Source organism: Pseudooceanicola aestuariicola, assembly GCF_045763785.1.
GTDB lineage: Bacteria > Pseudomonadota > Alphaproteobacteria > Rhodobacterales > Rhodobacteraceae > Pseudooceanicola.
Genome location: NZ_JBJGSF010000003.1, coordinates 390851 through 405532, shown reverse-complemented (window position 1 = coordinate 405532; position 14682 = coordinate 390851). Strand labels below are relative to the sequence as shown.

At 59.8% G+C, this 14682-nt stretch carries 14 protein-coding genes; 6 read left to right on the top strand and 8 right to left on the bottom strand.

The genetic code is table 11. The features are described 5' to 3' along the window. Entirely contained in the window at positions 1-393 is a 393-nt protein-coding gene (locus ACI3GR_RS14395; RefSeq protein ID WP_407495415.1) for a cytidine deaminase, read from the bottom strand. Between the two features lie 244 nt (positions 394-637). Between ACI3GR_RS14395 and ACI3GR_RS14390 the strand changes: the two genes are divergently transcribed. Next, a complete protein-coding gene (locus ACI3GR_RS14390) occupies positions 638-2929 on the top strand; it encodes an NADP-dependent malic enzyme (RefSeq protein WP_407495414.1) in 2292 nt (763 codons plus the stop codon). A 215-nt stretch (positions 2930-3144) separates the two neighbouring features. Further along, positions 3145-5034, top strand: coding sequence for a propionate-CoA ligase PrpE (gene prpE / locus ACI3GR_RS14385; RefSeq protein WP_407495413.1), 1890 nt, complete (start codon positions 3145-3147; stop codon positions 5032-5034). A 62-nt stretch (positions 5035-5096) separates the two neighbouring features. Here the strand turns inward: prpE and ACI3GR_RS14380 are convergent, their stop codons facing one another. From ACI3GR_RS14380 to ACI3GR_RS14370, 3 genes are all read right to left on the bottom strand, one after another. Further along, a complete protein-coding gene (locus ACI3GR_RS14380; RefSeq protein ID WP_407495412.1) occupies positions 5097-5915 on the bottom strand; it encodes an alpha/beta hydrolase in 819 nt (272 codons plus the stop codon). Between the two features lie 195 nt (positions 5916-6110). Next, positions 6111-6308: a CsbD family protein gene (locus ACI3GR_RS14375; RefSeq protein WP_407495411.1), complete on the bottom strand. Its 198-nt coding sequence runs from the start codon at positions 6306-6308 to the stop codon at positions 6111-6113. Positions 6309-6398: 90 nt separating this feature from the next. Next, on the bottom strand, positions 6399-7160 hold the full coding sequence (locus tag ACI3GR_RS14370; protein WP_407495410.1) for an NAD kinase: 762 nt from the start codon (positions 7158-7160) through the stop codon (positions 6399-6401). Between the two features lie 183 nt (positions 7161-7343). Here ACI3GR_RS14370 and glyA point away from each other — a divergent pair, with 183 nt between their 5' ends. Further along, positions 7344-8636 (top strand): serine hydroxymethyltransferase, encoded by a 1293-nt coding sequence (gene glyA / locus ACI3GR_RS14365; protein WP_407495409.1) that lies wholly within the window; start codon positions 7344-7346, stop codon positions 8634-8636. 119 nt (positions 8637-8755) lie between these two features. Here glyA and ACI3GR_RS14360 read toward each other — a convergent pair whose 3' ends face one another. Next, complete coding sequence (locus ACI3GR_RS14360; RefSeq protein WP_407495408.1) at positions 8756-9139, bottom strand: hypothetical protein; 384 nt, start codon at positions 9137-9139, stop codon at positions 8756-8758. Positions 9140-9218: 79 nt separating this feature from the next. On the opposite strand from ACI3GR_RS14360, the gene ACI3GR_RS14355 reads away from it, so the two are divergent. Continuing rightward, positions 9219-9977 (top strand): alpha/beta fold hydrolase, encoded by a 759-nt coding sequence (locus ACI3GR_RS14355; RefSeq protein ID WP_407495407.1) that lies wholly within the window; start codon positions 9219-9221, stop codon positions 9975-9977. A gap of 40 nt (positions 9978-10017) precedes the next feature. Here ACI3GR_RS14355 and ACI3GR_RS14350 read toward each other — a convergent pair whose 3' ends face one another. Both ACI3GR_RS14350 and ACI3GR_RS14345 read right to left on the bottom strand, forming a co-directional pair. After that, on the bottom strand, positions 10018-10197 hold the full coding sequence (locus ACI3GR_RS14350; protein WP_407495406.1) for a CTP synthetase: 180 nt from the start codon (positions 10195-10197) through the stop codon (positions 10018-10020). Between the two features lie 109 nt (positions 10198-10306). Then, on the bottom strand, positions 10307-10738 hold the full coding sequence (locus ACI3GR_RS14345; protein WP_407495404.1) for a DsrE family protein: 432 nt from the start codon (positions 10736-10738) through the stop codon (positions 10307-10309). Positions 10739-10929: 191 nt separating this feature from the next. On the opposite strand from ACI3GR_RS14345, the gene ACI3GR_RS14340 reads away from it, so the two are divergent. Beyond that, complete coding sequence (locus ACI3GR_RS14340; RefSeq protein WP_407495402.1) at positions 10930-11685, top strand: TIGR02391 family protein; 756 nt, start codon at positions 10930-10932, stop codon at positions 11683-11685. Positions 11686-11760: 75 nt separating this feature from the next. On the opposite strand, the gene lepA is transcribed toward ACI3GR_RS14340, so the two are convergent. Continuing rightward, the gene (gene lepA / locus ACI3GR_RS14335; protein ID WP_407495401.1) at positions 11761-13560 is read right to left on the bottom strand and encodes a translation elongation factor 4; all 1800 of its coding nucleotides are present in this window, start codon (positions 13558-13560) and stop codon (positions 11761-11763) included. Positions 13561-13750: 190 nt separating this feature from the next. Between lepA and ACI3GR_RS14330 the strand changes: the two genes are divergently transcribed. Beyond that, positions 13751-14533, top strand: coding sequence for an MBL fold metallo-hydrolase (locus ACI3GR_RS14330; RefSeq protein ID WP_407495400.1), 783 nt, complete (start codon positions 13751-13753; stop codon positions 14531-14533). The last annotated feature ends 149 nt before the right edge of the window (positions 14534-14682 follow it).

The window sequence follows — 14682 nt, the reverse complement described above, 5'->3', positions numbered from 1 at the left end:
TCAGCTGTTTTCCATATGTCCGGCATCGAACCGGCCCGGCAGAATCTCGGCCAGCGTCAGGGTCATCGTCTCACCCGACAGGGTGCCCATGGTCACCTTGACCTCGGGCGCACCGAACTCGTTCAGCTTTTGACGGCATCCGCCGCAGCAGGGCACGGGGCTGGGGCTGTCGGCGATGACGGCGACCTCTTCTATCACCGTGTCCCCGGCGGCGATCATCGCGGCGATGGCCCCCGCCTCGGCACAGGTGCCTTCGGGATAGGCCACGTTTTCCACGTTCACGCCCGTATAGACCCGGCCCGAGGCCGCACGGATTGCCGCCCCTACCTTGAAATTCGAATAAGGCGCATAGGCGTTTTCCCGCACCTCGCGCGCCGCTTGCATCAGGTCCATAATCTTCCTACCGGGTCTTTTGATCGGAGTCGCAGTTTTGGTCCCCGCGAACGGCATTGCAAGGGGCATTCCCGCGACGTCGTCTTGGCGGCGGGGCCGGGATGCATCCGGCGGGGATATTTTCGGCAAGAGGATGAGGCGAAGTTTCATGATACTGTCGCCGTGACCGGTTTGACTGGCAAAGGCCCTTTCACCGCGCCTGAAACTAGTTTAACGCTGAACTATCTCTCCAAGGAGGCCAATAATGCCCGATGATCTGCCCAAAACCGCCCGCGATATCCTGCGCCAATCCGCATTGGTCTATCACGAGATGCCGCGCCCCGGAAAATTGGAGATCCGGGCCACCAAACCCTTGGCCAACGGGCGCGATCTAAGCCTTGCCTATTCCCCCGGCGTGGCCGAGGCTTGCTTGGAAATCAAAGAAGATGAGACAAACGCCTCGCGGTATACGGCCCGGGGCAATCTGGTGGCGGTGGTGTCCAACGGGACGGCGGTTCTGGGGCTGGGCAACATTGGCGCCCTAGCGTCCAAGCCGGTGATGGAAGGCAAGGCGGTTCTGTTCAAGAAATTCGCCGGGATCGATTGCTTTGATATCGAAGTCAACGAAAGCAACCCCGAGAAGCTGGCCGACATCGTTTGCGCGCTAGAGCCGACATTTGGTGCGATCAACCTTGAGGACATCAAGGCCCCCGATTGTTTCGTGGTCGAAAAGATTTGCCGCGAACGGATGAACATCCCCGTCTTTCACGACGACCAGCATGGCACCGCGATCGTCGTTGGCGCGGCGGCGACCAATGCGCTGCACGTTGCGGGCAAGTCGTTTGAGGACATCAAGGTCGTGTCCACCGGCGGCGGCGCGGCGGGCATCGCCTGTCTGAACATGCTGCTGAAACTGGGCGTCAAACGCGAAAACGTCTGGCTGTGCGACATCCATGGGCTGGTCTACGAAGGCCGGACCGAGGATATGAACCCGCAAAAGGCTGCCTATGCGCAGCCATCCGATCTGCGCACGTTGGATCAGGTGATCGACGGGGCGGACCTGTTCCTTGGCCTGTCCGGTCCCGGCGTGTTGAGCGCCGAACAAGTCAAACGGATGGCCACGCGCCCGATCATCTTTGCGCTGGCAAACCCCACGCCCGAGATCATGCCGGACGACGCGCGCGCAGCCGTTCCCGACGCCATCATTGCCACAGGCCGGTCGGATTTCCCCAATCAGGTCAATAACGTATTGTGTTTCCCTTTTATCTTCCGCGGCGCGTTGGACGTAGGCGCCACGACGATCAATGATGAAATGCAGATCGCCTGTATCGAAGGCATCGCCGCATTGGCCCGCGCCACCACCAGCGCCGAAGCTGCCGCCGCCTATCAAGGTGAACAGCTGACCTTTGGCGCCGACTACCTGATCCCCAAGCCTTTCGACCCGCGTCTGTCTGCGACGGTGTCGACCGCCGTGGCCAAAGCCGCGATGGAGTCGGGTGTGGCCGCGCGCCCCCTGCCCGATCTGGACGCCTACCGCGAAAAGCTGCGGTCGTCCGTTTTCAAATCCGCGCTGCTGATGCGCCCTGTGTTCGAGGCCGCGCGTACGGCGTCCCGCCGATTGGTGTTTACTGAGGGCGAAGATGAACGCGTGCTGCGGGCGGCGCAGGCCGTGTTGGAAGAAACCACCGAACAGCCCATCCTGATCGGCCGCCCCGAGGTGATCGAAGCGCGCTGCGAACGCGCCGGTCTGAAAATCCGCCCCGGCACCGATTTCACCATCGTGAACCCGGAAAACGATCCCCGTTATCGCGATTACTGGGGCACCTATCACGACATCATGGCCCGGCGCGGCGTGACGCCTGATCTGGCCAAGGCGATCATGCGCACCAACACGACCGCCATCGGTGCCATCATGGTCCACCGGGACGAAGCCGACAGCATGATCTGCGGCACCTTCGGTGAATACCGCTGGCATCTGAACTACATCACGCAGGTGCTGGGCAATGACACCCTGCGCCCGCATGGTGCGCTGTCGCTGATGATCCTCGAAGACGGACCCCTGTTTCTGGCCGACACCCATGTGCATTCCGACCCCACCGCCGAGCAACTGGCCGAAGCCGCGATCGGCGCAGCCCGGCATGTGAAACGCTTTGGCCTGACACCGAACGTGGCGCTGTGCGGTCGCTCTCAGTTCGGGAACCAGGACACAGAAACCGCCCGTCGTCTACGCGATGCGATCCGTATCCTTGATCAGGAGCCGCGCGATTTCTGCTATGAGGGCGAAATGAACGTCGACAGCGCGCTCGACCCCGACCTGCGCGAACGTGTCTTCCCCGGCAACCGGATGCAGGGCGCAGCGAACGTGCTGATCTTTGCCCATGCGGATGCGGCCTCGGGCGTGCGGAACATCCTTAAGATGAAGGGGGGCGGGCTTGAGGTCGGGCCGATCCTGATGGGCATGGGCAACCGCGCACATATCGTGACGCCGTCGATCACCTCGCGCGGATTGCTGAACATGGCCGCCGTCGCGGGCACCCCCGTGGCGCATTACGGCTGAAGGATTCGGTTAGCAGGCGACAGTCGCAAACTTTGCAAAGTTGCCCGGATTTTCCTGACCATGCGGCGCATTCGCAGGGGTTTGCAAAACTTTGCAAGCCCTGTTCGCGCTAAACTGCAAATTTTCCGCGCCAAAGCGCCGCGCTTGACTTCGAAAAACTTGCGCCAAGGAATGCGGCTGTCTTACCACGGGGCAACATGTCGGAGGAGGGACCCATGGGTTACAAAGACGTCTACGCTGCCTGGCAGAAGGATCCGGAAAGCTTCTGGATGGAGGCCGCAGAGGCCATCGACTGGGATCGCAAGCCGACCAAAGCGCTGGATGACAGCAACGCGCCCCTGTACGAATGGTTCACAGACGGCATGGTCAACACCTGCTACAACGCCGTGGACCGCCACGTCGAAGCAGGCCGCGGCGAACAGACGGCCATCATCTACGACAGCCCCGTCACCCACACGAAGCGAGAGATTTCCTATCTGGAACTGCGCAACCGCGTCGCCACGCTGGCGGGCGCGCTGCGGGCCAAAGGGATCGAAAAAGGCGACCGGGTCATCATCTACATGCCGATGATCCCCGAAACGCTCGAAGCGATGCTGGCCTGTGCCCGCATCGGTGCGGTGCATTCGGTGGTCTTCGGTGGCTTTGCCAGCAACGAACTGGCCGTGCGCATCGACGACGCGAAACCCAAGGCGATCATCGCCGCGTCCTGCGGGATCGAACCTGGCCGCGTGGTGCATTACAAGCCGCTGCTGGACGGCGCCATCGACATGGCCACGCACAAGCCCGATTTCTGCGTGATCTACCAGCGCGAACAGGAAGTGGCCCAGCTGATCGAGGGACGCGACTACAATTGGCACGGCTTCCAATATGGGGTCGAGCCTGCGGAATGCGTCCCCGTCGAAGGCAGCCACCCGGCCTATATTCTTTATACCTCTGGCACGACCGGCCAGCCCAAGGGCGTGATCCGCGCCACCGGCGGCCACCTTGTTGCGCTGAATTGGACGATGAAGAACGTCTATAACGTCGATCCGGGCGATGTGTTCTGGGCCGCGTCCGATGTGGGCTGGGTCGTCGGCCACAGCTATATCTGCTACGGCCCGCTGATCCACGGCAACACCACCATCGTCTTCGAAGGCAAGCCCGTCGGCACCCCCGATCCCGGCACCTTCTGGCGCGTGATCAGCGAACACAACGTCAAATCCTTCTTCACCGCCCCCACCGCATTCCGCGCCGTGAAACGCGATGACCCCAAGGGCGAATACCTGAAGAAATACGATATTTCCTGCCTGAAAACGATCTATCTGGCCGGTGAACGCGCCGATCCGGATACGATCAACTGGGCGCATGATATGACGGGCCTGCCGATCATCGACCATTGGTGGCAGACCGAAACCGGCTTTGCCATCGCGGCCAACCCGATGGGGATCGAACCGCTGCCGATCAAGGTGGGCTCTCCGTCCGTGGCGATGCCCGGCTACGACGTGCAGATCCTTGACGAGGCTGGGCATCAGATGAAACCCGGCGAACTGGGGGCCATCGCGATCAAACTGCCCCTGCCCCCCGGTACCCTGCCCGGACTGTGGAACGCGGAAGAGCGGTTCAAGAAATCCTACCTGAACACCTTCCCCGGCTATTATGAAACCGGCGACGCAGGCATGATCGATGAGGACGGGTACCTTTATATCATGGCGCGCACCGATGACGTCATCAACGTCGCGGGCCACCGCCTGTCGACCGGCGGCATGGAAGAGGTTCTGGCCGCCCACCCCGACGTCGCCGAATGCGCCGTGATCGGGGTGAGTGATGAGCTGAAAGGCCAGATGCCCGTTGGCTTCCTTTGCCTGACCACCGGCGTTAACCGTCCCCATGATGAGATCATCAAGGAAGTGGTCAAAATGGTCCGCGACCAGATCGGCCCGGTCGCTGCGTTTAAACTGGCGGTCGTTGTGGATCGCCTGCCCAAGACTCGGTCGGGCAAAATCCTGCGGGCCACGATGGTCAAGATCGCGGACAGCCAAGAATTCAAACTGCCTGCGACCATCGACGATCCCGCCATTCTGGACGAGATCAAGGTCGCGCTGCAAAGCATTGGTCTGGCAAAGTAATTCGCACAGATGCAAAAGCGGAAAGGGGCGTGCGCGGCGCGCCCCTTTTTTTGTGCCCTGTGTCAGGCTGACCTAATGAACCGCGCAATACCGGGCACCAAATCTGGATGTATCGGCAACGTTGGATCGCGGTAACTTGCCAGAGGATCGCCATCCACTTCGGCCTTGAGCATGTGCCCCGCACCCGGCAAATCCAGCCTGACGCCCCCGATTAAAGCTGCTGCTAAGGCATCAGCGTCAACCGTCGACACCTGCCGATCCGCATCCCCCTGAACGATCAGCGCCGGCCCCTGCCAAGCGCCCGCCAAGGACGTCGGGTTCGCGGACAACAGATCGCACCAATATCCCTGAACCTCGTCGCGAAACAGGGGACACAGCGACTCTGACATCGCGGACATATCGCGTCGCCGACCTGCGGCCAAATCCTCCATGATATCAGAGACTTCTTGCAAATAAGGCGCGTTCGCAGGATTAGTCGCCAGCTGCTCTTGAACAATCTCTGCCGCGGGCCGCCCGGGGACAGCCAACAAGACAAGCCCAGCAAGCTTCACCGCCGGGGCCGCCAACATGGCGACCAATCCACCTTCTGAATGACCGGCCAACCAGACATTGGGGGCCAAGGTGGACGCGAAATCCGCCCATCTTGTCAGATCATCGGCATAGTCCGATAACGTGACAGCATTCGCATCCTCAACGGCATCGGCGCTGCCGAACATGCCGCGTTTGTCGACCCGCAGACAGGCGATGCCCTGATCGACAAGGCCCTGTGCCAAAAGACGGTAACTATCGGAAGAAAGCTTGGTCTGCGCTGAATTGCCGTCGCGATCCGTCGGGCCCGAACCGGGGACCAGAACCACAATATCCACGGCTCCTTCGGGCATCGTCAGACACCCTTCTAAGGGCCCAATCGGCCCCTTGATTTGAACGATCCGCTCCAGCTTCCGCCCCAGTGATCAGATTGCAAATGCTGCCTTCGGAAATACCGTGCTGCATCACGCCCAACAACCTAAACCAACCGTTTCAAAAACTACGGGCGGGGTCTCCCCCGCCCGAATGTTGCGTCGCTTTAAGCGTTTTCAGTGCTTTTCCATAAAGCTGTCGACTTCGCGTTCAGCTTCTTCCTTGGCATAGCCGTAGCGTTCCTGCAGCTTGCCAACCAGCTTTTCGCGGTTGCCCTCGGCCACATCCAGATCATCGTCGGTCAGCTTGCCCCACTGGGCCTGCATCTCGCCTTTGACTTGTTTCCAGTTACCTTGAACTTGATCCCAATTCATAGCGTGTCCTCCTGGGTTGCGCTTGATGGGGAAACGGACAGGCCCGCATGGGGGTTCCCGCTTATCCTACGAAACCGCAGATCGGATATACTATACGAATTGCTCTTGGATCAGACGTTCTTCCAGTCCATGGCCCGGATCGAACAGCAATCGATGCACGACCTTGGGTTCGGACACGATTTCCACCGCGATGACATTGGGCACCGACCGGCTGTCCGCATCTGCCATTACTGGCCGCTTCTCCGGCTCTAGCACATCGAACCGGACATGAGACGCCACAGGCACCAACGCCCCGCGCCAACGCCGCGGACGGAAGGGCGCGATGGCCGTCAGCGCCAGTACGTCAGAATCGATCGGCAGGACCGGCCCGTGCGCGGAATAATTATAGGCGGTCGATCCGGCTGGCGTCGCCACCAGCGCGCCGTCGCAGACCAGCTCCTCCATCCGCACCTTGCCATCGACCGATATCCGCAGCTTGGCAGCCTGAGGGCCCGCACGCAGCAACGACACCTCGTTGATCGCCAGCGCCTCGGTCACCTTGCCATCTACCCGCGTCGCCTTCATCGATAGCGGATTGATCAATGCGGTCTCTGCCGTCTCCAGCCGCGAAATCAGGTCGTCGTCGTGGTATTCGTTCATCAAAAACCCGACCGTGCCGCGATTCATTCCATAGACCGGGGCACGCAGGGCTTGGGTGCGATGCAGCGTCGCCAGCATGAAGCCGTCGCCGCCAAGAGCCACGATCACGTCCGCCTCTGCCTCGGGCACATTGCCATAGCGTTCGATCAGTGCCTCGCGGGCAGACCGCGCTTTTGGCCCGCGTGATGCGACAAAGGCCAGTTTTTTCACCATTCTGCCGCTTCCTTCAGCCGTCGAGAATTGTTCCATCCCGTTCCAAAACAAGCATAATTCGCCACCCGGGGCCACCCCTGCCGCAAAGGGACGAAAAAGCGTCATTTTCGCCCCTTTCAGCCCCGGGGTCTTTTGCTGTAATCAGCGCACAACTCCCATTGGACCTCTAACGGAGACGCTGCCATGAAAGACATCAAGGATGCAGGCTTTTTCAACGAAGCCCTGGAAACCCGTGACCCCGAGATTTTCGGCGCGATCCGCAAAGAGCTGGGTCGCCAGCGCGACGAGATCGAGCTGATCGCCTCGGAAAATATCGTGTCCGCCGCCGTGATGGAGGCTCAGGGCTCGGTCATGACGAACAAATATGCCGAAGGCTACCCGGGCAAGCGCTACTACGGCGGCTGCCAGTTCGTCGACATCGCCGAAAACCTCGCCATCGAACGCGCCTGCCAGCTGTTCAACTGCGAATTTGCCAACGTGCAGCCGAACTCCGGGTCTCAGGCGAACCAAGGCGTCTTTACCGCCCTGCTGCAGCCCGGCGACACAATCCTTGGGATGAGCCTCGATGCAGGCGGTCACCTGACCCACGGCGCCAAGCCGAACCAGTCGGGCAAATGGTTCAACGCGATCCAGTACGGCGTGCGCAAGCAGGACAACCAGCTGGACTATGATCAGGTTCAGGAACTGGCCAACGAGCATAAGCCCAAACTGATCATCGCCGGTGGTTCCGCCATCCCGCGTCAGATCGACTTTGCCAAGATGCGCGAAATCGCGGACAGCGTCGGCGCCTACCTGCACGTGGACATGGCGCACTTTGCCGGTCTGGTTGCGGCTGGCGAACACCCCTCGCCCTTCCCGCATGCGCATGTGGCCACCACTACCACGCACAAAACCCTGCGCGGTCCGCGCGGCGGCATGATCCTGACCAACGACGAAGCGCTGGCGAAAAAGATCAACTCTGCAATCTTCCCCGGCATTCAGGGCGGCCCCCTGATGCACGTGATCGCGGCCAAAGCCGTGGCCTTCGGCGAAGCGCTGCGGCCCGAGTTCAAGACCTACCAGCAGCAGGTGATCAAGAACGCCCAAGCGCTCAGCGATCAGCTGATCAAAGGCGGTCTGGACACGGTCACCCACGGCACCGACACCCACGTCGTGCTGGTCGACCTGCGCCCCAAAGGCGTGAAGGGCAACGACACCGAAAAAGCCCTCGGCCGCGCCCACATCACCTGCAACAAGAACGGCGTGCCGTTTGACCCGGAAAAGCCGACCATCACGTCGGGCATCCGTCTTGGTTCGCCCGCAGGCACGACCCGTGGCTTTGGCGAAGACGAATTCCGCCAGATCGCCGACTGGATCGTCGAAGTGGTTGATGGCCTTGCCGCCAACGGCCCCGATGGCAATTCCGAGGTCGAAGAAAAGGTGAAGGCCGAGGTCGCAGCCCTCTGCGCCAAGTTCCCGATCTACGCCGATCAGTAATCCGATCCGGCACCAAACGACGAAGGGCCCCGCATCCGCCGGGGCCCTTTTGTTATTCAGGTATCATCCTGCCAGACATGTTCGAACACGATGCCGGACGTTGCGTGGCCTGCCGATCGCTATAGCCACCCCTGCCAAACCGCGAACACTATGATCAGCGTGAAAAGCAGCAGCAGGTTGAACGCCAGCGACGCCAGCGCCCCCAAAATCCGCCCCTTGCGATCATCCTTGCGGTCGATCCTCCGCGCGGCCTCAATCACCCGATCAAGGTTCTTGGTCACCCGATCCCAGTCGATCTGCAACCGTAGCTGAGGATGCCCAGCCAGCGCCTGCGCCGCCACGACCTCTTCGCCTGCCCGGCGCGCCTTGCGCGGCAGACGGCGACCGGCGCGGCGCAGCGTGGCCTCGAACGTATTAGGCTTACCGCCAAACGCCTCTCTCAGCGCTTTTTCGGCCTTCGCGATCCGTCGCTCGAATTCCTCTTGGCTTACCTCTTCGGTCACTGAAAATCGTCCCTGAAATCAACGCCCCCACCATACGTCTCCTCTGGTCCCCCGCAAGGGGCCGGGCTAATGTCGCCTCATGTTGAACCAAGTCATCCACGACGGCCCCGACACGCTGACCCCGTTGATCATCGCGCATGGGCTTTTCGGCTCTGCCCGAAACTGGGGCGTTATCGCCAAACGTCTGTCCAAGACGCGCAAGGTCATTGCCGTCGACATGCGCAACCACGGCGAAAGCCCGCATTTCGACAGCCAAAGCTATCCCGATATGGCCGAGGATCTGGCCGAGGTCTGCGCCCAATACGGCACGCCGGATTTGCTGGGCCATTCGATGGGCGGCAAAGCAGCGATGGTGATGGCGGTTCTGCACCCGGATGCGCTGCGCCGGTTGGTCGTGGCGGACATCGCGCCCGTGGCCTACGAACACAGCCAAATGGACAAAATCGATGCTATGGAAGCGGTCGACCTGAACGCCGTCACGCGCCGATCCGACGCGCAAGAGATGTTGGGCCAACAGGGCATCGGCCCGTCGCTACAGGCGTTTTTCACCCAATCGCTGGACCTCAGCACCAAGACGTGGCGGTTCAACCTGCCCGTCCTGCGGCGCGACATGGACAAGATCACCGGCTTTCCCGAACTTAGCGGTCAATTCCCCGGCCCCGCCTTTTTCCTATCGGGCGCAGAAAGCGATTATGTCCGCCGCGAAGACCGCGACCGGATCAAGGCGCTGTTTCCCAAGTCTTATTTCGCCAAGATCCCCGACGCGGGCCATTGGCTGCACGCCGAAAAGCCCCGCGAATTCGAAGCCGCAGTCGCCAGTTTTCTAGACGCCTCGTAATATGGGCATCGTAGGGTGGGTTTCTAACCCACCGCCCACGTCACGACGTCAGCTTCTTCGCCACTGCGTAGGCCACCGGGATCGCAGCGACAAACCCTATGGCCGCCGCGATCAGGATCGGGCGCAGCGTGTCCTGCCCCATGACCAGCGCGACCACGACCAAAGACCCGGCCAGCGTCGTTCCGATCAGCGAATACAACATGGATGCAAGGCGTAACATCAAAGCCTCCTTCAGGATGTGAGTCGCCAAAGTATCTCAAATCCAGAATATGTTTGCCTTGATGTGGATCAGCCGGGCGGTCGGGCCGCCCGGTGTTTCTTCACCCGGATCAGGGTCGTACGTAGCTGTAGCCCTGCTCCTGCAGCTCAACCAGACGCGCGACGCCCGAGGGGACGACCGACGCCTCTTCCAGCAGCACAGGCGCTTGACCCGTCTTCTTGGTCATGCCCGCGATCGTGTTCCCACAGGCCGAGAATTTCACGTCATCCGACGCCATGGCCATATCGACGATCCGGTCGGCGACAGGGCTTTTGCCTTCGATGAACATATGCAGGCCGGGGCCATAAGCGACGACCTCGACCTCGACGCTGTCACCGATGCCTTCATAATACGCCTTCAGGTTCGCCACGTTGTTCAGCGCCATGTTCAGCACCTGCGGGTCATTCTGATCCACATGCACGGCGACCTTATGGACCATCCCTTCGGCCATGGCCGAGGTCGCAAGTCCAATCGCCAGAACGGCAGTTGCGAGTAGTTTCATTTGTCCTCTCCTCCCTGAGATGGAGGAAGCGTTGCACAGATAGACAGATGTGAATAGGGGAATTTATCTTGCTGTACTAGAAACAGTCGGATGCCTGTTAAAGGAATCTCAAACCGAAGCTCTCTAGCGCAATACAAAATTCTATCTTTAGTGGTAAAATCTACCGGACAAGCAAAATAAGGGAAATTGTTTTGAATACAAGCGAACGGCTAGAACTGCTCCTGAACGTTTCAAGAATATGCCGACAAATAACCAGTCAAGTCACCGACCTGGTGATGACGGAGGCGGCAGATAAAGAGGAATTCACCGAACAGGCTGACAATACTAGACCGATCCTAAAAGAGCTTATTTCCGAGCTTAAATCCAACTTACCGCGCGAGCTTAAAGATACACGCATTGGAGACCTCTCCCGGCACATCCACTTCCTCCACTATGGCGATTGCGAAGACATTCTGGTCGCCGATGTTCCAGATATTCTGGAAAAGGTCGAAGCTTTTGTATCTAGCGGTTTGGAGACCACTACAGGCCACGATCAGATTGGTTTAGATGCTGTCCAACTCATTGATCAGCGACTGCGGCCAAAACTAATTCGTGAGTTAGCTAGTGAGGCGCCGGACTACCATGGACTATTGATGAAAAGCTCTGTGATTTTGGGCGACTTGTTTAAGTCGACCACTGGAGCGAGTGAGCATAGCGACTCCGAAATCGGAAAGATTTTTAAACCCGACGCACCAAAGCTAAAAGTTCGTTCAGACACTTCCGGTACAACGCAGAGAAACTTCCAGAGAGGCGCAATGCTACTCCTCCAAGGCCAACTTGCATTCTATAGAAACACTCATGCTCACGAAGAACTTGAAGTTCAAAAACAAAGTGCCGTTAGAGCCTTAGTGTTCTTTACCTCGTTAATTCGAATGCTGGAATCCGATGCAAACAAAAAGCTGGAATAGCACCGACTTCAAGCAAGTTCCCTAAGCGGTTTGGCCGCAGGAATTCGCTGCCGCGCACTCGCGCTGAAAATGGACTTAGTTGTCCATTTTCAGCGCGGAAATGAATGCTTCTTGCGGAATATCGACCTTGCCGAACTGACGCATCTTCTTCTTACCCGCCTTCTGCTTGTCCAGCAGCTTGCGCTTCCGCGTCGCGTCCCCGCCGTAACACTTGGCCGTCACGTCCTTGCGCAACGCGGCCAGCGTTTCACGGGCGATCACCTTGCCGCCGATGGCCGCCTGGATCGGGATCTTGAACATGTGGCGCGGGATCAGGTCCTTGAGCTTTTCGCACATCGCCCGGCCCCGCATTTCAGCCCGGTCGCGGTGAACCATCATCGACAGCGCGTCGACGGGTTCGTCATTCACAAGAATCTGCATCTTGACCAGATTGTCCTGACGATAGCCCTCAAGCTGGTAATCAAAGGATGCATAGCCCTTGGTCACCGATTTCAGGCGGTCGTAGAAATCAAAGACCACTTCGTTCAACGGCAGGTCATAGACCGCCATCGCCCGACCACCCACATACGTCAGGTCCAGCTGGATCCCGCGACGGTCCTGACACAGCTTCAGCACGTCGCCGAGGTATTCGTCAGGCACCATGATGGTTGCTTTGATCCGCGGCTCCTCAACGTGGTCGACATGGGTCATGTCGGGCATGTCCGCCGGGTTGTGCAGGTCGATCTTGGACCCGTCGCGCATGTAGACGTGGTAGATCACCGAAGGGGCCGTCGTGATCAGCTCGATGTCATACTCGCGCTCAATCCGGTCGCGGATCACTTCCAGATGCAACAGGCCAAGGAAGCCACAGCGGAAGCCAAAGCCAAGCGCGGCCGAGGTCTCCATCTCATAGCTGAACGACGCGTCATTCAGGGCCAGCTTTTCAATCGCGTCCCGCAGGTCTTCGAACTCGGCACTATCCACCGGGAACAGACCACAGAACACCACGGGCACAGACGGCTTAAAGCCCGGCAGAGGGGTCTCGCAGCCCTTCTTTTCCGTCGTGATCGTATCACCGACCTTCGTGTCACGGACCTGCTTGATCTGCGCGGTCAGGAACCCGATTTCACCGGGTTCAAGCGCGTCCACAGTCTGCATCGCGGGGCGGAAGACGCCGATGCGATCCACCTGATACTTGGCGCCGGTCTGCATCATCTTGATCTGGTCACCCTTTTTCAGGATGCCGTCCATGATCCGCACCAGAACCACGACGCCCAGATAGGGGTCGTACCAGCTGTCCACCAACATCGCCTTCAGCGGCGCGTCGCGGTCGCCCTTGGGCGCGGGCAGACGCGCCACGATGGCTTCCAGCGTTTCTTCGATCCCGATGCCGGACTTGGCCGACACCAGCATCGCCTCGGACGCGTCGATGCCGATCACGTCTTCGATCTGTTCCTTGACCCGCTCGGGTTCCGACGCGGGCAGGTCGATCTTGTTCAGCACGGGCACGATCTCGTGGTCTGCATCGATGGCCTGATAAACGTTGGCCAGCGTCTGCGCCTCGACCCCCTGAGTGCTGTCCACGACCAGCAGCGAACCTTCGACCGCACGCATGGACCGCGACACCTCGTAGGCAAAGTCGACGTGTCCGGGGGTGTCGATCAGGTTCAGCACGTATTTGATGCCGTCCTTGGCGATATATTCGATCCGGACCGTGTTGGCCTTGATGGTGATCCCGCGTTCGCGTTCGATATCCATCGCGTCCAGCAATTGTTCCTTCATCTCGCGGGCCGAGACGGTGTTCGTCGATTGAATCAAACGGTCGGCCAGGGTGGATTTCCCGTGGTCGATGTGGGCAACGATGGAGAAGTTGCGGATATGAGCAAGATCGGTCATTCGCGCCAGATAGCAGAGGTTTGAGGGCACTGGAAGATGGCTTGATACCGCGCCCGCGCCTCAGGCCCGCCCGTCTGCGGATCCAGCGATGACACATTCGTGATCAGCCGCGCGTCCGGCCCGCTCTACCTGCCTCCCCCAAGGGCATTGTGCCACCGACCAGACCCAGTCACCTTGAGGGAGTTCCAAAATGCTATCCAGACGCACTATCCTGCTGTCCGCCGTTGCCGCTTCGGGCGCGGCACTTATCCGTCCTTATGCTGCCATGGCCGAAAGCCACGGCGCGATGGGCGGCGACACATACAAAACCGACAGCGGTGAGATCACCATTCACCCCGTGTCCCATGCCTCGCTGGTGATGGAAACACCCGCTGGCGTGATCTACGTCGACCCGGTCGGCGGCGCTGATGCCTATAGCGACTATCCCGCGCCCGATATGATCCTGATCACCCATCACCATGGCGACCACTTCGATCCCGACACCCTCTCCGCCCTCTGGCATGACGAGATCGAGATGATCACCAACCCCACCGTCTTCGACGACCTGTCGGAAGAAATGAAGGCCAAGACCGTGTCCATGTCGAACGGCGACAGCGGCGAAGGTCGCGGCCTCCCGATCGAGGCGATCCCCGCCTATAACACCACCGAAGATCGCCTGCAGTATCACCCCGAAGGCCGCGACAACGGCTATATCCTTTCGATCGACGGTCTGCGCGTCTACATCGCCGGTGACACCGAAGATACGCCCGAAATGCGTGCCCTGTCCGACATCGACATCGCCTTCGTGCCCTTCAACCTGCCCTACACGATGACGGAACAGCAGGCCGCCAGCGCCGTCGCGGAATTCGCGCCCAAAGTGGTCTATCCCTACCACTACCGGGACAGCGATCCCGAACTCTTCGCCAGCCTTCTGGCAGACGAAAACAGCGACCCCGAGGTCAAGATGGGCCCGTGGTACGGTCAGACGACCTGACCCCACACAACGTCAGATCGGCAAAGGTCCGCCGATCTGACGTAACGCCAACCGGGCCTCTGTGGATAAGTTGAAAATTCGCAGGGGCTTTGGCATAATTCGCCTAAGCCGTAAAAGCGGCAAATCAGTCGAACCGAAAACCAATAGCA

Bases quoted from the DNA above. Each gene is read 5' to 3' on its own strand.
- ACI3GR_RS14390 (WP_407495414.1), top strand. From the start codon at position 638: ATGCCCGATGATCTGCCCAAAACCGCCCGCGATATCCTGCGCCAATCC.
- ACI3GR_RS14375 (WP_407495411.1), bottom strand. From the start codon at position 6,308: ATGAATTGGGATCAAGTTCAAGGTAACTGGAAACAAGTCAAAGGCGAG.
- ACI3GR_RS14330 (WP_407495400.1), top strand. From the start codon at position 13,751: ATGCTATCCAGACGCACTATCCTGCTGTCCGCCGTTGCCGCTTCGGGC.
- glyA (WP_407495409.1), top strand. From the start codon at position 7,344: ATGAAAGACATCAAGGATGCAGGCTTTTTCAACGAAGCCCTGGAAACC.
- ACI3GR_RS14370 (WP_407495410.1), bottom strand. From the start codon at position 7,160: ATGGTGAAAAAACTGGCCTTTGTCGCATCACGCGGGCCAAAAGCGCGG.
- ACI3GR_RS14345 (WP_407495404.1), bottom strand. From the start codon at position 10,738: ATGAAACTACTCGCAACTGCCGTTCTGGCGATTGGACTTGCGACCTCG.
- ACI3GR_RS14395 (WP_407495415.1), bottom strand. From the start codon at position 393: ATGGACCTGATGCAAGCGGCGCGCGAGGTGCGGGAAAACGCCTATGCG.
- ACI3GR_RS14350 (WP_407495406.1), bottom strand. From the start codon at position 10,197: ATGTTACGCCTTGCATCCATGTTGTATTCGCTGATCGGAACGACGCTG.
- ACI3GR_RS14380 (WP_407495412.1), bottom strand. From the start codon at position 5,915: ATGCCCGAAGGAGCCGTGGATATTGTGGTTCTGGTCCCCGGTTCGGGC.
- ACI3GR_RS14355 (WP_407495407.1), top strand. From the start codon at position 9,219: ATGTTGAACCAAGTCATCCACGACGGCCCCGACACGCTGACCCCGTTG.
- prpE (WP_407495413.1), top strand. From the start codon at position 3,145: ATGGGTTACAAAGACGTCTACGCTGCCTGGCAGAAGGATCCGGAAAGC.
- lepA (WP_407495401.1), bottom strand. From the start codon at position 13,560: ATGACCGATCTTGCTCATATCCGCAACTTCTCCATCGTTGCCCACATC.